The 19,734-nt window shown below is 73.0% G+C and carries 17 protein-coding genes; 11 read left to right on the top strand and 6 right to left on the bottom strand.

The window, feature by feature from the left end; all coding sequences use genetic code 11:
• Positions 1–7: 7 nt before the first annotated feature.
• The 4 genes from C7456_RS12300 to rsgA all read right to left on the bottom strand — a co-directional run bounded on the left by C7456_RS12300 (position 8) and on the right by rsgA (position 5,265).
• Positions 8–2,302 carry an NADP-dependent malic enzyme gene (locus C7456_RS12300; RefSeq protein WP_109724046.1) on the bottom strand — a complete coding sequence of 765 codons (2,295 nt, stop codon included), beginning with the start codon at positions 2,300–2,302 and terminating at the stop codon, positions 8–10.
• Between the two features lie 87 nt (positions 2,303–2,389).
• Positions 2,390–3,664 carry a peptidase MATCAP family protein gene (locus C7456_RS12305; RefSeq protein WP_109724047.1) on the bottom strand — a complete coding sequence of 425 codons (1,275 nt, stop codon included), beginning with the start codon at positions 3,662–3,664 and terminating at the stop codon, positions 2,390–2,392.
• A complete protein-coding gene (locus C7456_RS12310) occupies positions 3,661–4,140 on the bottom strand; it encodes a hypothetical protein (protein ID WP_109724048.1) in 480 nt (159 codons plus the stop codon). Before C7456_RS12310 ends, C7456_RS12305 begins: the two co-directional genes overlap by 4 nt.
• A gap of 69 nt (positions 4,141–4,209) precedes the next feature.
• Entirely contained in the window at positions 4,210–5,265 is a 1,056-nt protein-coding gene (gene rsgA / locus C7456_RS12315; protein ID WP_109724049.1) for a ribosome small subunit-dependent GTPase A, read from the bottom strand.
• 854 nt (positions 5,266–6,119) lie between these two features.
• Between rsgA and C7456_RS12320 the strand changes: the two genes are divergently transcribed.
• The 5 genes from C7456_RS12320 (at position 6,120) to C7456_RS12340 (ending at position 12,162) form a co-directional block, all read left to right on the top strand.
• On the top strand, positions 6,120–7,367 hold the full coding sequence (locus tag C7456_RS12320; RefSeq protein ID WP_109724050.1) for an aminotransferase class I/II-fold pyridoxal phosphate-dependent enzyme: 1,248 nt from the start codon (positions 6,120–6,122) through the stop codon (positions 7,365–7,367).
• An 11-nt stretch (positions 7,368–7,378) separates the two neighbouring features.
• The gene (locus C7456_RS12325) at positions 7,379–7,981 is read left to right on the top strand and encodes an SGNH/GDSL hydrolase family protein (protein ID WP_109724051.1); all 603 of its coding nucleotides are present in this window, start codon (positions 7,379–7,381) and stop codon (positions 7,979–7,981) included.
• A gap of 465 nt (positions 7,982–8,446) precedes the next feature.
• A complete protein-coding gene (locus C7456_RS12330) occupies positions 8,447–9,304 on the top strand; it encodes a UDP-2,3-diacylglucosamine diphosphatase (protein WP_109724052.1) in 858 nt (285 codons plus the stop codon).
• Between the two features lie 230 nt (positions 9,305–9,534).
• Positions 9,535–10,458: a Grx4 family monothiol glutaredoxin gene (gene grxD / locus C7456_RS12335; RefSeq protein ID WP_109724053.1), complete on the top strand. Its 924-nt coding sequence runs from the start codon at positions 9,535–9,537 to the stop codon at positions 10,456–10,458.
• Between the two features lie 87 nt (positions 10,459–10,545).
• Positions 10,546–12,162: a sulfotransferase gene (locus tag C7456_RS12340; protein ID WP_109724054.1), complete on the top strand. Its 1,617-nt coding sequence runs from the start codon at positions 10,546–10,548 to the stop codon at positions 12,160–12,162.
• Positions 12,163–12,198: 36 nt separating this feature from the next.
• Here C7456_RS12340 and C7456_RS12345 read toward each other — a convergent pair whose 3' ends face one another.
• Positions 12,199–12,978 carry an AMP nucleosidase gene (locus tag C7456_RS12345; RefSeq protein WP_109724055.1) on the bottom strand — a complete coding sequence of 260 codons (780 nt, stop codon included), beginning with the start codon at positions 12,976–12,978 and terminating at the stop codon, positions 12,199–12,201.
• 241 nt (positions 12,979–13,219) lie between these two features.
• Here C7456_RS12345 and C7456_RS12350 point away from each other — a divergent pair, with 241 nt between their 5' ends.
• Positions 13,220–14,164 (top strand): DegV family protein, encoded by a 945-nt coding sequence (locus C7456_RS12350; protein WP_211306320.1) that lies wholly within the window; start codon positions 13,220–13,222, stop codon positions 14,162–14,164.
• A gap of 39 nt (positions 14,165–14,203) precedes the next feature.
• Entirely contained in the window at positions 14,204–14,839 is a 636-nt protein-coding gene (locus C7456_RS12355; RefSeq protein ID WP_109724056.1) for a DUF4124 domain-containing protein, read from the top strand.
• Between the two features lie 483 nt (positions 14,840–15,322).
• Here C7456_RS12355 and C7456_RS12360 read toward each other — a convergent pair whose 3' ends face one another.
• Positions 15,323–16,105, bottom strand: coding sequence for an SDR family oxidoreductase (locus tag C7456_RS12360; RefSeq protein WP_109724057.1), 783 nt, complete (start codon positions 16,103–16,105; stop codon positions 15,323–15,325).
• Between the two features lie 104 nt (positions 16,106–16,209).
• Between C7456_RS12360 and C7456_RS12365 the strand changes: the two genes are divergently transcribed.
• The 4 genes from C7456_RS12365 (at position 16,210) to C7456_RS12380 (ending at position 19,692) form a co-directional block, all read left to right on the top strand.
• Positions 16,210–16,431, top strand: coding sequence for a hypothetical protein (locus tag C7456_RS12365; protein ID WP_109724058.1), 222 nt, complete (start codon positions 16,210–16,212; stop codon positions 16,429–16,431).
• A 25-nt stretch (positions 16,432–16,456) separates the two neighbouring features.
• Positions 16,457–17,497, top strand: a complete 1,041-nt coding sequence (locus C7456_RS12370; RefSeq protein ID WP_109724059.1) for an oxidoreductase — start codon at positions 16,457–16,459, stop codon at positions 17,495–17,497.
• A gap of 431 nt (positions 17,498–17,928) precedes the next feature.
• The gene (locus C7456_RS12375; RefSeq protein ID WP_109724060.1) at positions 17,929–18,750 is read left to right on the top strand and encodes an ABC transporter ATP-binding protein; all 822 of its coding nucleotides are present in this window, start codon (positions 17,929–17,931) and stop codon (positions 18,748–18,750) included.
• Positions 18,751–18,786: 36 nt separating this feature from the next.
• Positions 18,787–19,692, top strand: coding sequence for a helix-turn-helix transcriptional regulator (locus C7456_RS12380; protein ID WP_109724061.1), 906 nt, complete (start codon positions 18,787–18,789; stop codon positions 19,690–19,692).
• The last annotated feature ends 42 nt before the right edge of the window (positions 19,693–19,734 follow it).

Here is a 19,734-nt window from a genome sequence, read left to right on the forward strand (position 1 = left end):
CCGCCGCTCAACCGCGCCGTTCGCTCTGCGCCTGGCGGATCTGCGCGTCCACCGCGGCGATCGCGGTCATGTTGACCACGCGGCGCACGGTGGAGGCCGGGGTGAGGATGTGCGCGGGCTTGTCCACGCCCATCAGGATCGGCCCGATCGCCACGCCGTCGGTCATCACCCGCACCATGTTGTAGGCGATGTTGGCCGCGTCCAGGTTCGGCATCACGAACAGGTTGGCGCGGCCGCTCAGGGTGGTGTGCGGGAACATGCGCTGGCGCAGCGCCTCGTCCCAGGCGGTGTCGGCCTGCATCTCGCCGTCCATCTCCAGCTTCGGGTAGCGCGCGCGCAGGATCTGCCACGCCTTGCGCATCTTCGCCGCGCTGGGGTTGTCGTGGCTGCCGTAGTTGGAGTGCGACAGCAGCGCCACCTTCGGTTCGATGCCGAACAGCTTGAGGCGGTAGCTGGCCTGCAGCGTGGCCTCGGCGATCTGCTCGGCGGTGGGGTCCACCTGCACGTGGGTGTCTAGGAAGAACCAGGCGCCCTTGTCGTTGATCACCCCGGTCATCGCCGAGGTGCACTGCACGCCCGGGTCCAGCCCGAACACGCTGCGCAGGTAGCCGAGCTTCTTGTGGTAGCGGCCGACCAGGCCGCAGATCATCGCGTCGGCCTCGCCGCGCTCGACCATCAGCGCGGCGATCAGCGTGGGCCGCGAGCGCATCAGGTTCTTCGCCGCCGCCGGGGTCACGCCGCGGCGCTCGGTGAGCGCGTGGTACTGCTGCCAGTACTCGTTGAAGCGCGGGTCGTCGTTGATGTTGGTGAGCTCGAAGTCCGCGCCCTCGCGCATGCGCAGGCCCAGGCGCTGGATGCGGGTCTGGATCACGTCGGGGCGGCCGATCAGGATCGGGTAGGCCAGCCGCTCGTCGACCACCGTCTGCACCGCGCGCAGCACGGTCTCCTCCTCGCCCTCGGCGTAGACCACGCGCTTCAAGTCGGCGCGGGCGCGCTCGTACACCGGCTTCATCAGCAGGCCGGTGCGGTAGATGAACTGGCCGAGCTTCTCCTTGTAGGCATCCATGTCCGCGATCGGGCGCGTGGCCACGCCCGAGTCCATCGCCGCCTGCGCCACCGCCGGCGCCAGCATCACCAGCAGGCGCGGGTCGAACGGGCGCGGGATCAGGTACTCGGGGCCGAAGGTGGGCGCGTCGCCGCCGTAGGCGCCGGCCAGGTCGCCGGCCTCCATCCGCGCCAGCTCGGCGATGGCGCGCACGCAGGCCAGCTTCATCGCCTCGTTGATGGTGGTGGCGCCCACGTCCAGCGCGCCGCGGAAGATGTACGGGAAGCACAGCGCGTTGTTGACCTGGTTCGGATAGTCCGAGCGGCCGGTGGCGACGATGCAGTCCGGCCGCACCTTCAGCGCCGCCTCGGGCAGGATCTCCGGGGTCGGGTTGGCCAGCGCCAGGATGATCGGGCGCTCGGCCATGCTGGCGACCATCTCGGGCTTGAGGATGCCGCCGGCCGACAGGCCCAGGAACACGTCCGCGCCCTCGACGATCTCGGCCAGCGTGCGCTTGGGCGTGTCGCGCGCGTAGCGCTGCTTGTCCGGGTCCATGTGCTCGCGGCCGGCGTAGAGCACGCCCTCGCGGTCGTAGGCCAGGATGTTCTCCGGCTTCAGGCCCAGCGCCACCAGCATGTCCAGGCAGGCGATGCCGGCCGCGCCGGCGCCGGCGGTGGCCAGCCTGACGTCCTCGATCCGCTTGCCCACCACCTCCAGCGCGTTGAGCACCGCGGCGCCGACGATGATCGCGGTGCCGTGCTGGTCGTCGTGGAACACCGGGATCCGCATCCGCTCGCGCAGCTTGCGCTCGACGATGAAGCACTCCGGCGCCTTGATGTCCTCCAGGTTGATGCCGCCGAAGGTGGGCTCCATCGCGGCGATGATGTCCACCAGCTTGTCCGGGTCGCGCTCGGCCAGCTCGATGTCGAACACGTCGATGCCGGCGAACTTCTGGAACAGCACGCCCTTGCCCTCCATCACCGGCTTGCCGGCGAGCGGGCCGATGTCGCCCAGGCCCAGCACCGCGGTGCCGTTGGTGATCACCGCCACCAGGTTGGCGCGCGCGGTGACCTCGCTGGCCGCGTTGGCGTCGGCGACGATCGCCTCGCAGGCCGCCGCGACGCCCGGCGAATAGGCCAGCGCCAGGTCGCGCTGGGTCACCAGCGCCTTGGTCGGGGCGACCTTGATCTTGCCGGGACGGGGATGGCGGTGGTACTCGAGCGCCGCCTGCGCTAGTTCCTCGGGGATGCTGGACATGGAATGGAGCGATCGGTCGGGAAACAGGGCCGCGGCGTTCCGCGGAGCGCGCATGGTAGCACCCGCCGCCGGCAGTGCCGGCGCCGGCTACAGGCTGAGCGTCAGCTCGCCCAGCTGCACTCGCTCCATCTGGATGCCGTTGATGAACACCGAGAAGGCCAGCTTGCCGGCCAGGCCGTGCGCGTGCTGCATCCACGGCGGCAGCCAGCGCGGCGGCGCGATCGCGCCGGAGGCGAAGTGCGGCTCCAGGCTGACCACGTCGTGCAGCGCCAGCTTGCCGGCGAACAGGCAGCGCAGCAGGTCCATGCGCCGCTGCTTGAACGCCCAGCGGAAGAAGGTGTGCACGGTGAGCAGGCCGGACAGGTACACGTTGTCCTTGGCGAAGGCCGCGCCGCCGGTCAGCGGCACGCCGCGGAACACGCGCTGGGCCGAGTGGAAGCTGTCGGCCGCGTTCTGCCCGCGCTCGCGGAAGAACCGGTACACCTCGACGAAGTCCGCGCCCTCCAGCGCCATGTCGATCGCCAGGATGCGCAGGCTGATGCGCTTCAGGCGCGCGATGTCGATCGCGCCGGACATCAGCTCGGCGAACACCGCCAGCCCTTCCTGCGTGGCGGTGACCCGCGGCGAGGTGCGCGCCAGCGAGGCCAGCAGCGGCTGCGCGCGGCCGTTGAGCGCGGTGAGCGAATGCACGAAGGCCTCGTGCGCCAGCAGCTGGTGGCGGTCGTAGCCGCTGAAGGCGGTGCCGCCGCGCAGGCGGATGCGGGTGGCGCCGGCGGCGGCCTTGGCGGTGAGCTCCGGGTCGACCTCCACGCGGATCGCGCCCGCGCCGAAGAAGCCGTCGAGCGTGCGCGCCAGCTCGTCGCGCAGGACGTCGGCCGGGATGCTCTCGTCGACGTCGTCGGCCAGCCGGTCCGAGCCCAGCTCGTCCGACAGCGCCACGAAGTAGCGCGCCGCGTCGAGGTTGCTGCGCGCGCTGCCGGGGATGGCGTCGCCGGGCCGGCCGTACAGCGCGATCGACGGCGCGGTGACGCCGGCGCTGCCCACCGCCTCCAGCATCTGCGCGGCGATGCGCCAGGATTCGGCGGAGCGGGCGAGGTAGTCGCCCAGCGGGTCCTCGCGCCCCGCCTCGCGCTCGATCGCCGCCAGCTCGGCGCGCACGGCGGCCAGGTCGGGGCGCGCGTACCCCACCTCGGGCAGCACGTAGCGACCGCGGTCGTAGGCCGCGATCATCCGGCGCTCCAGCGAGGCCGGCCAGGCCACGGTGGGCAGGATGTTGATGCCCTTCACCGCGGCCAGCAGGCGCTGGTCGAGCTCGGCGTAGCGGCGCAGGCCGGCGGGGACGCCGGCGCCGGCCGTGCTCACGCCGCCCCCTGGCGCAGGGCGTCGATGCGGTGGATCAGGTCGACGGCGACGGGATGGGGCCTGAAGGCGGCGAGGAAGCCGCGCGGCCCCGCCGGCACGAAGCTCACCGTCTTGCCGAACCGCGCCGACTCGTGGCGCAGCATCAGCGTGATGCGCGGCGGGTTGGTCATCGTGGTGGCGTTGACGTTGATGACCTCGCCCAGGTCGATGCGCGACTGCTCGCCGCGCTGCTTCACCACCAGCTGCCGGCCGTCCAGCCACACCTCGTCGGCCAGGTCGGCCAGCAGGCGCCGGAACAGCACGAAGCCGAACGCCATCATGCCCAGCGGCGCCAGCAGGGCGATCCACGGGACCTCCCCGCGCCCGGCCGCCGCGCCGCCGGCCCAGACCGCGGCGAACACCGCCAGCAGGCCGAACCAGAGCACCGGAAACACGCGCTTGTAGAAGAACGTGGAAGGCGACGAAAGCCGCTGCATGCCTGCATCCCCCGGCCGTGACGCGCCGATGGTAACGCCTGCCGGGCCGCGCGCCGCAAGCCGCGGCGGCTATTCGCGCTCGCGCGAGTGGCGGTGGCCGTGCGGGCGGTCCAGCGGGCGGCCGCCGCGCTGGCGGCGCAGCTTCGCCTCCAGCGTGGCCGCCTGCTCCTCGCGCTCGTCGCGCAGCTTGAGGTAGCTGCGCCAGCGTTCGGGCGACAGCTCGCCGCTGTCCAGCGCGGCCTGCACCGCGCAGCCCGGCTCGCTGCCGTGGCCGCAGTCGGCGAAGCGGCAGCGCTCGGCCAGCGCGTCGATGTCGGCGAACAGGTCCAGGTCCTCCTCGCCGGTGAGCTTGAGCTCGCGCATGCCCGGCGTGTCGATCAGGCAGCCGCCCGAGGGCAGCGGCAGCAGCGCGCGGTGGGTGGTGGTGTGGCGGCCGCGGCCGTCGTGCCCGCGCACCGCGCCGGTGGCCATCCGCTGCTCGCCGAGCAGGGTGTTGGTGAGGGTGGACTTGCCGGCGCCGGAGCTGCCCACCAGCACCGCGCTGTCGCCGGGCTGGAGGTACTGCGCCAGCACCGCCACGCTGGCCGGGTCCTTGCCGTTGATCGCGTGCACCGGCATGCCGGCGGGCAGGCGCGCGCGCAGCTCGGCCAGGCGCGCGTCGGCGTCGGCGGCGAGGTCGAGCTTGCTCAGCAGCACCACCGGCTGCGCGCCGGAGCCCTCGATCAGCGAGAGGTAGCGCTCGATCCGCGCCGGGTTGAAGTCGCCGTCCAGCCCGGTGAGCACCAGCACGTAGTCGATGTTGGTGGCGATGGTCTGCCGCTCGTAGCGCTCGCCCGCCGCCGCGCGCGAGAGCACGCTGCGGCGCGGCTGCACGGCGAGGATGTGCGGCGGGCGGCCGTCCTCGTACTCGACGAAGTCGCCCACCGCCGGGCGCTCGGCCGGGTCCAGCCCGCGCTTGAGGAAATGCCCGGCCGGCTGCGCGCCGAAGCCGTGCTTGCCGTCGTTGAGCTCGTAGCCGGCGCGGTGCTGCGCCACCACGCGCGCCAGCCGGCGGCCGCCGGCCGGCAATGCCTGGCCGCGCCAGCCGATGCGGCGCAGGCGTTCGATCGTCTCGGCATCGCTCATGGGGCGATTATGCCTGTGCGGGGTGGATCGGGGGATTTCCCGGATTCCCACTCCCCGTCGGTTTTTTTGCTGCCGTGGACTCGGCTCGATGCGCGCTTCCGCGAGTGGGACGCCTACGGCGGGTTTCGCTGGCCTGCCGGCCAGCGAGTTCCCTTAGCTTTGCTGGCCCAAAGAAAGGGAACCGAAAGAAACGGCCTGGATGAGCCCGGGGAAAGGAAAGAGCCTGCACGGCTGCGCCTTGCCTTGCCAGCTTGCGGCTTCCAGAGGAGCCGGCGCGGCCACCCCGCGACCGCTCGGGAACCGAAGCAAGAGAGACAGAACGCTGCACTCAGGGGCATCGAGCTGCCGCACGCACCCATCCACAACCCAACCGCATGTGGTGCGACACCCTGTGCCCCGGTTCCCGAGCGGTCGCGGGGTGGCCGCACCGTAGATCGGGAGGCGCCCCGTTGATCCAGCTTCCTCGACATAGCGGGCTGGTAGTCCCGGCGGGCTCATCGAGGCCGTTTCTTTGGGCTACTTTTCTTTGGGCCCGCAAAGAAAAGTAGCTCGGTCGCCGGCAGGCGACCGAAACCCGCCGCAGGCGACCCAGCCGCGGCAAGCCCCGCCGGCAGACACCGAAAGCCCCACTGAAGGCAGACCCAGCCAAACCGACACACCCCCCCAAAACCAACCCTCCCGAACGCCACCCGACACCCAAACGAGCCCCAGGCAACCGCCCCCATCCAGACCACACCAGCGCCCGCCAACCGCCCGAAACCGCGCCGCCGCGCGCCTCGCGCGGCCCCCATGACGCTGCTAGCATGGCCCGGCCGGCCGCCGAGAACGGCCGTTCCTAAGAAGGACGCAAGACGTTGGCCCCGATCAGACCCAGCGCGCACCTGGCGGACGTGCGCTACGAAATCCGCGGCGCGCTCACCCGGCGGGCGCGCGAGCTGGAGGCTGCCGGCCTCGACATCATCAAGCTCAACATCGGCAACCCCGGCCGCTACGGCTTCGCCACCCCCGCGCACCTGCGCGAGGCGATCGCCGCGCACCTCGGCGACAGCGAGGCCTACGGCCACGAGCAGGGCCTGGAAGCGGCCCGCGAGGCGATCGCCGCGCAGCAGCGCGCGCGCGGCGCGCAGGGCGTGGAGGTGGAGCGCATCTTCATCGGCAACGGCGTCAGCGAGCTGATCGACCTGGCCCTGCGCGCCCTGCTGCAGCCGGGCGACGAGGTGCTGCTGCCCAGCCCCGACTACCCGCTGTGGAGCGCCGCCACCATCCTCAACGACGGCACGCCGCGCTACTACCGCTGCCTGGCCGAGAACGCCCACCTGCCCGACCCGGACGAGATCGAGGCGCTGGTCACCCCGCGCACCCGCGCGCTGGTGCTGATCAACCCGAACAACCCGACCGGCGCGGTGTACCCGCGCGGCCTGCTCGAACGGCTGGTGGCGGTGGCGGCGCGCCACCGGCTGCTGCTGCTGTGCGACGAGATCTACGACGAGATCCTCTACGACGGCGCCGTGTTCCAGCCGCTCGCCGCGGTCGCCGGCGAGCTGCCCGCCTTGAGCTTCGGCGGCCTGTCCAAGGTGCATCGCGCCTGCGGCTACCGCGTGGGCTGGATGAGCCTGTCCGGCGACCCCGCGCGCAGCCGCGACTACCGCGACGCGCTGCAGCTGCTCGCCGCGCTGCGCCTGTGCGCCAACGTCACCGCGCAGTGGGCGGTGATGCCGGCGCTGGAAAGCGCGCCCACCATCCACGCGCTGACCGCGCCCGGCGGCCGCCTGCACGAGGCGCGCCGCAAGGTGATCGAGGGCGTGGCCGCCAGCGACTACCTCGACCTGGTGCCGCCGGCCGGCGCGCTGTACGCCTTCCCCTCGGTGCGCGCCGACCGCATCGCCACGTTCGACGACAACGCCTTCGCGCTGCGCCTGCTGGAGGAGGAGCACGTGCTGGTGGTGCCCGGCTCGAGCTTCAACGTGCCGGCCAGCCGCCACCTGCGCCTGACCCTGCTGCCACCGCCGGAGCAGCTGCGCGAGGTGTTCGTGCGGATGGAGCGCGTGCTGGAGCGGATGGCGGCCGGGCAGCCGCGCCGCGCCGCGGCCGCCGTCGCCTGAGCGTCCGGCGCGTGGCCCTGCGCCATCTCGCGCTCGGCGACTCCTACACCATCGGCGAGGCGGTGCCGGCCGGGGCGCGCTGGCCCGCGCAGCTCGCCGCGCGACTGCGCGAGCAAGGTCTCGCCATGGACGAGCCGCGGATCGTCGCCGCCACCGGCTGGACCACCGACGAGCTGGCCGCCGCGATGGAGCGGGAGACCTTCGCGCCACCCTACGACCTGGTCAGCCTGCTGATCGGCGTCAACAACCAGTACCGCGGCCGCGGCGCGGACGAATACCGCGGGCAGTTCGCCGCGCTGCACGCGCGCGCCGTCGCGCTGGCCGGCGACCGGCCGCAGCGCGTGCTGGTGGTGTCGATCCCCGACTGGGGGGTCACCCGCTTCGCCCGCGAGGGCGGCCGCGACGCGGCGCGGATCGCCGCCGAGCTGGATACCTTCAACGCGCTCGCCCGCGGGCAGGCGGCGCACGCCGGCAGCCGCTACGTCGACGTCACCGGCATCTCCCGCCGGCACCCGGAGCTGGTCGCCGACGATGGCCTGCATCCCGATGCCGCGCAGTACGCGCTGTGGACGGCGGCGATCCTCCCCGCCGCGCTGGAAGCGCTGCACTCCTGAGAGCCTGTTCACGATCTCCCCGTGCGCCCACGGAAGCCGTCTGTGCGCGGACCAGGGAGGAGCGAAGGGGATGGATGCCGGTCCGCAACGGCGCAGCATGGCGGAAGTGGCGAGGGTCCGAGCATCGCGGCCGGAGGCCGCTCCCACAGGGGCCTCGCAAGCCTTGTGGGAGCGGCCTCCGGCCGCGATCAACCCGACGCAGGACCGCCCATGCCCCCGATGCCATGCCCGCCGTCGAATGCGTCTTTGCTTGGCTGAAGAAGCGCGAGAAGCGATGGAAGCACGGCGAGCGCTGCCTCCACACCCGCCCGTGCTTCAATTCCGCAGGACTGTCTGGCGCTCTTCCCGAAGGATTGAGCAGGCCCCGGGAGCCCGCGCGGCAACCGCGCTGCAACCTGCCCGCCATCGCGCAGCGATGTTCGCCGCGCAGACTGGCGTCCCGGGCAAACCACCGGGAGCGACGCCATGGCCACCCTCACCTGCCGCAGCGCCTTCATCTCCGACGTGCACCTGGGCACGCCCGACTGCCAGGCCGGCTACCTGCTCGACTTCCTGCGCAAGCTGCGCTGCGAGCGGCTGTACCTGGTCGGCGACATCATCGACATGGAGGCGCTGGCGCGCCGCCGCTGGTGGCATCCCGACCACGGCGCGGTGCTCGCCGAGATCCTCGACATGGCCCGCCGCGGCGTCGAGGTCACCTACATCCCCGGCAACCACGACGCGCCGATGCGCGGCCTGGCCGGGCAGAGCCTGTGCGGGGTGAGGATCGCGCTGGACGCGGTGCACGAGGGCGCCGACGGGCGCCGCTACCGGGTCAGCCACGGCGACGAGTACGACCCGGAGCGGATCGGCCGCGGCTGGATGCTGCACCTGGGCGAGGCGCTGCACCGGCTGGTGTGCTGGAGCAACCGCCGGGTCAACGCCTGGCGCCGGCGGCTGGCGCTGCCCTACCTGCCGCTGTCGATCATCGTGAAGTCGCACGTCGGCCGCGCGCTGGCCTACATCCACGCCTACGAGGAGCGCGTGGCCGCCGCCGCGCGCGAGCAGGGGCTGGACGGCCACATCTGCGGCCACATCCACTACGGCCGCGTGCGCGCGATCGACGGCACGCTCTACCTCAACGACGGCGACTGGGTGGAGCACTGCACCGCGCTGGTCGAGGACCACACCGGCGCGATGGAGCTGCTGCACTGGTGCGAGCAGCCGGCCGCGCTGGGCCGCGCCAGCCGCGAGGTGCTGCTGCCCTCGCCCGCCGCGGCGCTCGCGCTGGCGCCGCTGGCGCGCCGCCGCCCGGACCTGAGCGAGCTGCGGCCGGCGGCCTGAGGCGGGGGGCGCGCAGCGGAGGCGGGGGATGAGCAGCAAGGGATGAGGGGCGAGTGGCGAGGGCGCAAAACCGCCCGCGGCGGCTCGCTTGCGACCGCGCCAAAAGCCAGGGTCGCCACGCACGGACCCGCGCCCTCGCGACGCGCCCTCGTCCCCCGCCCCTCCCCTTGAACCCCCGGCCCCCGGCGGCATATCCCCGCTACAATGCGCCTTCCCAGCCGGAGTTCCCCATGTCCCTCGACAGCGCCACCCGCGAACGCATCGAATCCCTGCTCAGGAGCCACCGCGTGGTGCTGTTCATGAAGGGCACGCGGCACCAGCCCATGTGCGGCTTTTCCGCCGCGGCCACCAACACGCTCAACGAGCTGCTGGAGGACTACCACACGGTGAACGTGCTGGAGGACCCGGAGCTTCGCGAGGGCATCAAGGCCTACGGCGACTGGCCGACCATCCCGCAGCTGTACGTGGAGGGCGAGCTGGTCGGCGGCGCCGACATCATCCGGCAGATGTACGCCAGCGGCGAGCTGCACGCGCTGTTCGGCGCCGCCGCGCCGGACCGCACGCCGCCGGAGATCACCATCACCGACCGGGCCGCCGAGGCGATCCGCCAGGGCACCGCCGATGCGCAGGGCCTGGCGCTGCACCTGGAGATCGGCCCGGACCACAGCGCCGGCTTCCAGCTCGCCCCGGCCGGCGACCACGACATCGTGGCGGCCAGCAACGGCATCGAGGTGCACTTCGACCCCGGCAGCGCGCAGCGCGCCAGGGGCATCGTGATCGACTGGGTCTCCACCGTGCAGGGCGAGGGCCTGAGCCTGAAGTTCCCCGGCGCGCAGGAGGTGAAGTCGCTCAGCGTGCAGGAGCTGCGGCAGCGCCTGGCCGACGGCAGCGTGGTGCTGGTGGACGTGCGCCCCGCCGCGGGCCGCGCCCAGGCCGCGCCGCTGCCGCAGGCGCGCGTGCTCGAAGACGAGGGCTATGAAAGCCTTGCTTCCCTTCCCAAGGACACTCCCCTGGCCTTCATCTGCCAGCGTGGCATTTCCAGCCAGGGGGTGGCCGAACGCTTCGCCGCGCACGGCTTCAGTCAGGTGTACAACGTCGCGGGCGGCATGGAGGCCTGGTCTGCACAGATCGCCCAGGATCCGCCGCACCATTGAGCGGCGCCGGTATACCTCGGCCCTCGGCAGGCCGCCGCGCATGGAGCAGGCGCTTCACCCTCGGCCGCCTGCCAGGAACCGTTGGCCATGACCGCACATCCCGCACCACCGTCGACACGTGAAAACGACCTCGACCTGCCCCCGGCAGCCATCCGGCTGCTTCGCGAAGCAAGCATAGCGCTGAGCCTCGATCAGGCCGCGCTCGCCGAACGGCTGTTGGACGACGCCCTGGCGCTGGCGCCCGAAGGAGCCGAGATCCATCGGCTGTCGGGAATCGCCGCCTTGAGGCGCGGCAACCGACCCAAGGCCATCGGTCACCTGCGCCATGCGCTCGCCATCCGTCCCGACGATGCCGCGATCAACATGAGCTTGGGCGGCGCGCTGTTCGAAATCGGCCAGAGCGAGGCGGGTCTGGCATACCTGCAACGCGCTTGCGAACTTTCGCCCCGTGACGCCACCGCCTGGTACAACCTCGGACGGGCGCTCCAGATATCCTCCCGCATGGAACAGGCCTGCGACGCCCTGCAACGCGCGGTGGACGTCGAGCCGGGATATGTCAAGGCACGCAACGCTCTGGCGACAGTGCTGACCAACCTGGGCCACACGTCCGCGGCCGTGGCGATGCTGCGCGACACCCTGCGTCGGCAGCCCGACTCCGCCGACGCCTGGTTTGCGCTGGGCAACCTGAAGACCGAGCCGTTCAGCGACAGCGACACCGCGCAACTGCGAGAACTGTTCCATCGGCCCGGGACACCCGATGCCACACGCATCCTGCTCGGTTTCACCCTGGCCAAGGCGCTGGAGGACCAGGCCGACTATCCGGCGGCATTCGACGTGATTTGCGAAGCAAATGCGTTGAAGCGGCGGCATGTGTACTGGGACCGCAAGGAGGAGCGCGCCCGCGTGGATGCGATCGCGGATGCCTTCGCCCGCCCGCTGCCCGCCCACCTCGACGCCACGCTGGGCAAGGAGGTCATCTTCGTGGTGTGCCTGCCACGCTCCGGGTCCACGCTGACCGAGCAGATCCTCGCGTCGCATCCGCAGGTCGAGGGAGGCGACGAGATCCAGGTGCTCCCCACGATTCTGGACGAGGAATCGAAACGCCGCGGCCTGCCCTTCCCCCGCTGGGTCCCAGCGGCGACCGCCGAGGACTGGCGACGCATGGGTGAAGCATATCTGGAGCGCACCCGCCACTGGCGAAGGCGGCGCCCCCGCTTCACCGACAAGAACGTGAGCAACTGGGCTTTCGTCGGTGCGGCGCTGGCGATGCTCCCCGGGGCCTGCGTGGTGAATTCGCGCCGCGATCCGCTGGAGACCTGCTTTGCCTGCTATCGCCAGCTGTTCGCGACCGGGGTGCATTTCAGCTATGACCTGGATGACATGGTGGATTACTACGCCGGCTACGAGCGCCTCAGCGACCTTTGGCAACGGCAATTCCCCCGCAGGTACTTCGACCACAGCTACGAGGCGCTGCAAACCGATCCCGAGGCGCAGATCCGCCGCCTGCTGGATTTCTGCGGACTTCCCTTCGATGACGCCTGTCTTGCCTACTATCAGACGCCCCGTACCGTCCTCACGATAAGTTCGGCTCAGGTGCGACAGCCGTTGCGCCGTGATACCGCGCGCAGTGGACGCTATGGCGACAGGCTCGATCCCCTGCGCGCGCGGCTCCGCGCGGCCGGAATGTTGCCGGCGGGAGCCTGATGCCCCGGCCGGCCAGGAGCGCCTCGCCGACAGCCGTTACTCGTCCTCGAAGCGCAGGTGCTTCACGCTGCGCCCGTTGCGGCGCACCAGCCGCAGCGCCTCGATGCCGATGCGGATGTGCCGCTCGACGAACTGCGCGGTGACGCTGCGGTCGCTCAGCTCGGTCTTCACCCCCTCCGGGATCATCGGCTGGTCGGACACCAGCAGCAGCGCGCCGCAGGGGATGCGGTTGGCGAAGCCGGCGGCGAAGATGGTCGCCGTCTCCATGTCCACCGCCATGCAGCGGGTGCGGCGCAGGTAGTCCTTGAACGCATCGTCGTGCTCCCACACGCGGCGGTTGGTGGTGTACACCGTGCCGGTCCAGTAGTCGTAGCCGAGGTCGCGGATCATGGTGGAGACGCCGCGCTGCAGCTGGAACGCCGGCAGCGCCGGCACCTCCGGCGGCAGGTAGTCGTTGCTGGTGCCCTCGCCGCGGATCGCCGCGATCGGCAGGATCAGGTCGCCGATCTGGTTCTTCTTCTTCACCCCGCCGCACTTGCCCAGGAACAGCGCGGCCTTCGGCCGGATCGCGCCGAGCAGGTCCATCACGGTGGCCGCGTTCGGGCTGCCCATGCCGAAGTTGATCAGGGTGATGCCGTCGGCGGTGGCGTTGGGCATCGGGCGGTCGCGCCCCTGCACCTCGACGCCGTGCCATTGCGCGAACATTTCCACGTAGTGGCCGAAATTGGTCAGCAGGACGTGCTGGCCGAAGGCCTCCAGCGGCGTGCCGGTGTAGCGCGGCAGCCAGTTGGTGACGATCTCCTCTTTGCTTTTCATGGTGTTTCCTTGCATCGCGCACCGCCCCCGGTGCGCGCAGTTACCGGCGACGCCACGCCGGCGAAATGCCCATCGGAACCCAAGCCATTCTACGGGCTGGCGGCTGAAGGCCGCCCGGCCGCGGCCGCTCCGGGCCGGCGCGGGCACGCCGGCAGCAGGCGGGAACCCATGCCGCACGACCGGGGTCACGGCACGGCCGCGCATGCTATGTTCCGTGCGCGATCCGAGAGGGGATGACGACATGCGCATGAGTGTGGCCATCGACGCTTCCTGCGACCTGCCGCAGGCGTTCCTGCAGGAGCACGGCATCGCGGTGATGCCGATCGCCGTGCGCGTGGACAACGCGCTGTTCAAGGACGACCGCAACCCCGCCGAGATCAGACGCTTCCTCGACCTCAAGCTGGGCAGCCGCAGCCACTCGGCGGAAACCGAGCCGTGCTCGGTGGAGGACGTGCAGCGGCTGTTCCTGGAGAAGCTGGTGCTGGAGCAGGACTGCGTGTTCTGCCTCACCATCACCGCCACGCGCAGCCCGATCAACGAGCACGTCATCAAGGCCAGCTTCGCCATCCTCAAGCACTACCGCGAGGTGCGCGAGAAGGCCGGCGTGCCCGGTCCCTTCCTGATGCGCGTGGTCGACACGCGCAGCCTGTTCGCCGGCTCGGCGCCGGCGGTGGTGGAGGCGGTGCGGCTGATCCAGGCCGACGAGCAGCCCGCCGCGATCCGCGAGCGGCTCACCTACGTCGCCAACAACAGCTACGGCTACATGCTGCCGCGCGACCTGTACTACCTGCGCGCCCGCGCCAAGAAGAAGGGCGACCGCAGCGTGGGCCTGTTCAGCGCGGTGCTCGGCTCGGCGCTGGACATCAAGCCGCTGCTGCGCGGCTACCGCGGCGAGACCGGCCCGGTCGGCAAGGTGCGCGGCTTCGAGCACGGCGCCGAGACGCTGTTCGGCTACGTCGCCCAGCGCGTGCGCGCCGGCCTGCTGGTGCCGGCGGTGTGCGTGAGCTACGGCGGCGACCTGTCCGAGCTGCCCGGCCTGCCCGGCTACGCCGGCCTGCGCGAGGCCTGCGAGGCCACCGGCGTGCGGCTGTTGGAGGCGCCGATGAGCATCACCGGCATGGTCAACGTCGGCGAGGGCGCGGTCACCGTGGGCTTCGCCGCCGAGGAGCACGCGGTCGAGTTCTGACGCGCGCCGGTGCGCGGCCCGCGGCATACAATGCCCGCCATGCGCCGGCTGCCGCTCCTGCTGTTGCTGTGCTGCTGCGGCCCGCCGGCCGCGGCCTCGACGGTGTTCAAGTGCACCGCGGCCCACGGCGGCGTGAGCTACCAGGACCATCCCTGCGCGCCGGGCCAGCGGCAGGAGACCGTGCGGCTCGACGACGCGGCGCCGGCGCCGCCCCCGGTCGCCACGGCCCCGGCGCCCGCGCCGCCGCCCGCCGCCGCGGCGCCGCCCGAGCCGCCGCCGCCACCGGCCCCCTTGCCGACGCTGTACAGCTGCGTGCGCGCCACCGACGGCAAGAGCTACCTGAGCGGCAACGGCAACCCGGCGCCCTACCAGGCCCCGCTCGGCGTGCTGGGCGCGTTCCAGCAGTCGCTGTCGCAGGTCTACGGGCCCGACCGCGGCGCCGCCGGCATGTCCGCGCCGGAGGCCAACCGCGGCCGGGTCAGCTCCGCCCTGGTCGCCAACAACTACGTCTGGGTGCAGGACCGCTGCCGCGAGCTGGGCCCGGCCGAGACCTGCGAGGCGCTGCGCGACGCCTACGACGAGAACGAGCGCAAGCTGCAGCGCGCCTTCGACAGCCAGAAGCCGCCGCTGGAGGCGCGCGAGCGCGAGCTCGCCGCGCAGCTGCGCGGCTGCTGAGCGCTGCGCAGGAACTGCGCAATCCGGGCCAAGTGCCCGCCGCGCAAGGCCGCCGCGCACTTGTCCACAGGCTTGCTCCCAGGCTTTCCCCAGCGGCTGTGGACAACCCGCGCGGGCCTTGGCGCGATCTTCGCCACGCCGTCGAAACGCTCGCGCCCGCGCGCACTTGCGCCACCTTTCCACAGGCTTGTCCGGAGGCTTTCCACAGTCGCTGTGGAAAACGCGCGCGGCCATCGACAACGCACGCCGCCGGCAACCCGGTTGCGGCCACCTGTCGTGCCGTCATTCCGGCGCAGGCCGGAATCTGTGGCGACACGGCCCGCCCGGGCGGCATCGCTGCTGGATTCCGGCCTGCGCCGGAATGACGGATCGGAACATGGCGCCGGCGATGCCGCGGACGATGCGGGCGTCGGGCGATCTCCCGGCGACGATGCGCGGCGGCGGACATCGGCGGCGGGTCGCTCCCGCGCCGGGCGGCGACCGCTAGAACCCGTAGTTGAGGAAGCCGCCGTCCACCGCCAGCACCTGCCCGGTGATGTAGCTCGCCGCGGGCAGGCACAGGAAGGCGATCGCCGCGGCCACCTCCTCCGGCTCGCCGATGCGCTTGAGCGGCGTGCGGTCGAGTACCTCGTCGAGGTAGTCCGGGTCGGCCAGCGCCGGCTCCGAGCGCTGCGTGCGGATGTACCACGGCGCCACCGCGTTGACGCGGATGCCGTCCACCGCCCACTCCGCGGCGAGGTTGCGGGTGAGCTGGTGCAGCGCGGCCTTGCTCATGCCGTAGGGCGAACCGGTGCGCACGTGGGTGAGGCCGGACACCGAGCCCACGTTGACGATCGCCGCGTTGGCGTGCTGCACCAGCTGCGGGTGCGCCAGCCGGCACATCTCGTAGGCGGAGAACAGGTTGTGCTCGAAGATCGCGCGGTATTCCTCCGGCGCGTAGTCGAGCGTGGCCATCGGCTGGTTGCCGCCGGCGTTGTTGACCAGCAGCGAGAGCGGCGCGCCCAGGTCGGCGATCCAGTCGAACACCGCCAGGCGGTCCTCGGCCTCGGCGAGGTCGGCGCCGAAGGCCAGCACCTCGACGTCGGGAAAATCGTCGGCCAGCTCCAGCCGCACCTGCTCCAGGTAGTCCTCGTCGCGCGCCACCAGCAGCAGGTCGGCGCCCAGCCCCGCCAGCTCGCGCGCGGTGGCGTAGCCGATGCCCTTGCTGGCGCCGGTGATCAGCGCGGTGTGCCCGTCGAGCTGCCAGGTGTCGATGCGGCTGTGCATGCGCCGAGCTTAGCCAGCGCGACCGCCCGCCAACAAGCCGCGGCTTGCCCGCGCGCGCCGGCGGCGACAGACTGGCGTCCCCGCCGTGCCCGCGGAGTCCCGCCATGAAAGCCCTCGCCGTCCTGCCGTGCGTCCTCGCCCTCGCCGCCTGCTCGCAGAAGCCGCCCGAGCCGCAGGCCGCGCCGGTCCCCGCGGCCACCACCGCGCGCGTGGCCACGCCGTGGGACGACCTGAAGAAGGACGAGCAGCGCGCCCGGGACGTGCAGAAGGTGGTCGACCAGCAGGACGCGCAGCAGCGCAAGCAGATCGAGGCGGCCGGGCAGTGACCGCCCGGCCGCGGGAGGAGCGCGCATGACGCGCGTCGCCACCGGCCTGATCGGCTACGGCACCGCCGGCGCCGTGTTCCACGCGCCGCTGATCCAGGCCGAGCCGCGGCTGCGGCTGGACGCCGTGGCCAGCAGCCGCGCCGAGCGGATCGGGCGCGAGCTGCCCGGCGTGCGCGCGCTGCCCGACGCCGGCGCGCTGCTCGCCGACCCGGCGATCGAGCTGGTGGTGGTCGCCACGCCCAACGCCAGCCACTTCCCGCTGGCGGCGCGCGCGCTGGAAGCCGGCAAGCACGTGGTGGTGGACAAGCCGCTGGCGGTGGACGCGGCGCAGGCGCAGGCGCTGATCGACCTCGCCGCGCGGCACGGCCGCCTGCTCAGCGTGTTCCAGAACCGCCGCTGGGACAGCGGCTTCCTCACCCTGCGCCGCGTGCTCGCCGAGGGCCGGCTCGGCGAGGTGGCGAGCTACGAGGCGCGCTTCGACCGCTTCCGCCCGCAGATCAAGCCCGGCTGGCGCGAGCGCGCGGAGGAGCCGGCCAGCGGCGTGCTGTACGACCTGGGCGCGCACCTGGTCGACCAGGCGCTGCTGCTGTTCGGCCGGCCCGAGGCGGTCGAGGCCGACGTGTTCGCGCAGCGCGCGCAGGCCGTCGTGCCCGACGGCTTCGAGCTGCGCCTGCACTACGGCCGGCGGCGCGTGCGGCTGGGCGCCTCCTCGCTGATGGCCGGCCCCGGCCCGCAGCTCGCGGTGCACGGCGAGCGCGGCAGCTTCCTGCGCGAGGGGCTGGACGGGCAGGAGGCGGCGCTGCGCGCCGGCCGCCGCCCCGGCATGCCGGGCTGGGGCGAGGAGCCGGCCGCGCACGCGGCGCGCTTCGTCGACGCGCAGGGCCACGGCGCGCCGCTGTCCAACGAACGCGGCAGCTACGAGAGCTACTACCGCGGCATCGCCGCCAGCCTGCGCGACGGCGCGCCGCCGCCGGTGCGCGCCGAGGAGGCGCGCGACGTGCTGCGCGTGATCGAGGCGGCCCTGCGCAGCAGCGCCGAGCGCCGCACCGTCGCGCTGGCGTCCTGAGCGCGTGTTCGGCATCTTCCGGGGAAGAGCGCCGGGAAGGCCGGCGGGATGGAGCGCGGGCGGACGTGGAGGCAGCGCTCGCGGCATCCCCCTCCGTGCTTCTCTGGCCAGGCAAAGCCGTGCTCTTCCACCCGGTGCCGGGGCACGATCCTGGCGGGCATGGCGTAGGTCGATCGCGGCCGCGGGCCGCTCCCACAAGGCTTGCGCCCCCCCCGCGGGAGCGGCCTGCGGCCGCGATGCCCGGAACCTCGGCCGCTTGCCGCGCCGTCGCGGACCCGCGTCCCCTCCTCAAAGAAAGCCGGCGCCATCCATCGCACCTCCCCGCGCGCCTTCGCCCTTCCCTGGCCCGCGCGCGGACGGCTTCCGGCGGGGCACGGAGAGCGCGCGAACAAGCTCTGGCCAAGCGCGCGCTTTGCCGGCATCGTTGCCGCATGGATTCGTCGACCGCCGCCACCGATGCCGCCCCGCTGCTGGAGCTGGACGAAGCCAGCGTGATGCGCGGCGGGCGCCTCGCGCTCGACCGCCTCAGCCTGCGCATCGCGGCCGGCGAGCACACCGCCATCCTCGGCCCCAACGGCTCGGGCAAGTCCACCCTGGTGCGGCTGCTCGCGCGCGAGCTGTACCCGCTCGCCCGCGACGACCGCCGCGCGCCGGTGCGCGTGTTCGGCCGCGAGCGCTGGCACGTGGCCGAGCTGCGCGGCCTGCTCGGCATCGTCTCGCCGGCGCTGCAGCAGGACTTCGCCGACGATCCCGCGCTCAGCGCCGGCGACGCCGTGCTGGCCGGCTTCTTCGCCGCGCGCGCGCTCGGGCTGGACCACCGCGTCACGCCCGCGATGCGCGCCCGCGCCGGCGAGGCGCTCGCGCACATGGGCGCCGCGCACCTGCGCGACCGCCCGCTGGCCGCGCTGTCCACCGGCGAGGCACGGCGCGTGCTGATCGCCCGCGCGCTGGTGCACCGCCCGCGCGCGCTGCTGCTGGACGAGCCCTGCGCGGGGCTGGACCTGGCCACCCGCCGGCATTTCCTGGAGAGCCTGCGCGCGCTGGCGCGCGGCGGCACCACGCTGCTGCTGGTCACCCACCACATCGAGGAGATCCTGCCGGAGATCGGCCGCGTGGTGCTGCTGCGCGACGGCCGCCTGCTGCGCGAGGGCGGCAAGGCCGAGCTGCTCGCCGCCGCGCACCTTTCCGAGGCCTTCGGCCTGCCGGTGAGCGTGCAGCGGCGCGGCGACTGGTACGCCGCCGCGCTCGACTGAACGGCACGGCGCGCGCGGCGGGGTTATCGTAGGCGCATGTCCCTGCGCCACCACCCGCTGCACGAGGGCTCGCTGCTGCGCATCGCCTGCGTCTGCTGCACGCCGGACCACGCCGGCTGCGGCGCGCTGGAGCACGCCGGCCGGGACAGCCTGGCGCTGCCGCTGCGCGGCGTGTTCGTCAAGCACCACGAGGGCGGCGCCGAGGTGGTGGCGCACGCCGGACAGGCGCTGTTCTTCAACGCGGACGAGGGCTACCGGGTCAGCCACCCGGCCGGCGGCGACGACTGCCTCACCCTGGAGGCCGCGGACCCGCTGCTGCGCGAGCTGCTCGCCCGCTTCGACGCGCCGGCGGCGGAACGCGAGCGCCATCCTTTCCGCGCCACGCATGCGTCGCTGCCGGCCGCCGCCGCGCTGCAGCGCGGCCTGCTCTGGCACGCGCTGCGCCACGGCGGCCCGACGCTGGAGATCGAGACGCGCGCGCTGGACCTGTTCGCCGCCGCGCTGGCCCACGCCCGGCCGCAGGCGCCGCACGACGAGCCGCGCGGCCCGCGCGCGCGGCGGCGCCGGCGCGAGCAGGCGCAGGCGGTGGCGCTGCGGCTCGCCGCGCAGCCGGAGCGCGACTGGTCGCTGGACGCGCTGGCGCGGCAGGTGGCCGCCTCGCCGTTCCACCTCGCCCGCGGCTTCCGCGCCACGATGGGCGAGCCGATCCACCGCTACCTGCTGCGCGTGCGGCTGGTCCGCGCGCTGGACGCGGTGCTCGACTCGTCCGCGCCGCTGGCCGCGATCGCGCTGGACCTGGGCTTCGCCACGCCCAGCCACTTCGCCGAGGCGTTCCGCCGCGCCTACGGCTGCGCGCCCTCGGCGCTGCGCCGGCAGGCGCGCGCGGCGCAGGTGCGCGCATTGCGCAAGATTCCGACAGCGCCCCGCCGCGGCGCCGGCTAGGGTCGCCGCGTAAGGGGCCGGCGCCGCCGGCCGACCACGCGA

Source organism: Fulvimonas soli (genome assembly GCF_003148905.1).
In the GTDB taxonomy this organism is placed as follows: domain Bacteria; phylum Pseudomonadota; class Gammaproteobacteria; order Xanthomonadales; family Rhodanobacteraceae; genus Fulvimonas; species Fulvimonas soli.

What these genes read in the sequence shown, in the direction of transcription:
- C7456_RS12340 (WP_109724054.1), top strand. Translation starts at nt 10,546, where the DNA reads ATGACCGCACATCCCGCACCACCGTCGACACGTGAAAACGACCTCGAC.
- C7456_RS12350 (WP_211306320.1), top strand. Translation starts at nt 13,220, where the DNA reads ATGCGCATGAGTGTGGCCATCGACGCTTCCTGCGACCTGCCGCAGGCG.
- rsgA (WP_109724049.1), bottom strand. Translation starts at nt 5,265, where the DNA reads ATGAGCGATGCCGAGACGATCGAACGCCTGCGCCGCATCGGCTGGCGC.
- C7456_RS12355 (WP_109724056.1), top strand. Translation starts at nt 14,204, where the DNA reads ATGCGCCGGCTGCCGCTCCTGCTGTTGCTGTGCTGCTGCGGCCCGCCG.
- C7456_RS12330 (WP_109724052.1), top strand. Translation starts at nt 8,447, where the DNA reads ATGGCCACCCTCACCTGCCGCAGCGCCTTCATCTCCGACGTGCACCTG.
- C7456_RS12370 (WP_109724059.1), top strand. Translation starts at nt 16,457, where the DNA reads ATGACGCGCGTCGCCACCGGCCTGATCGGCTACGGCACCGCCGGCGCC.
- C7456_RS12345 (WP_109724055.1), bottom strand. Translation starts at nt 12,978, where the DNA reads ATGAAAAGCAAAGAGGAGATCGTCACCAACTGGCTGCCGCGCTACACC.
- C7456_RS12375 (WP_109724060.1), top strand. Translation starts at nt 17,929, where the DNA reads ATGGATTCGTCGACCGCCGCCACCGATGCCGCCCCGCTGCTGGAGCTG.
- C7456_RS12360 (WP_109724057.1), bottom strand. Translation starts at nt 16,105, where the DNA reads ATGCACAGCCGCATCGACACCTGGCAGCTCGACGGGCACACCGCGCTG.
- C7456_RS12310 (WP_109724048.1), bottom strand. Translation starts at nt 4,140, where the DNA reads ATGCAGCGGCTTTCGTCGCCTTCCACGTTCTTCTACAAGCGCGTGTTT.
- C7456_RS12300 (WP_109724046.1), bottom strand. Translation starts at nt 2,302, where the DNA reads ATGTCCAGCATCCCCGAGGAACTAGCGCAGGCGGCGCTCGAGTACCAC.
- grxD (WP_109724053.1), top strand. Translation starts at nt 9,535, where the DNA reads ATGTCCCTCGACAGCGCCACCCGCGAACGCATCGAATCCCTGCTCAGG.
- C7456_RS12380 (WP_109724061.1), top strand. Translation starts at nt 18,787, where the DNA reads ATGTCCCTGCGCCACCACCCGCTGCACGAGGGCTCGCTGCTGCGCATC.
- C7456_RS12365 (WP_109724058.1), top strand. Translation starts at nt 16,210, where the DNA reads ATGAAAGCCCTCGCCGTCCTGCCGTGCGTCCTCGCCCTCGCCGCCTGC.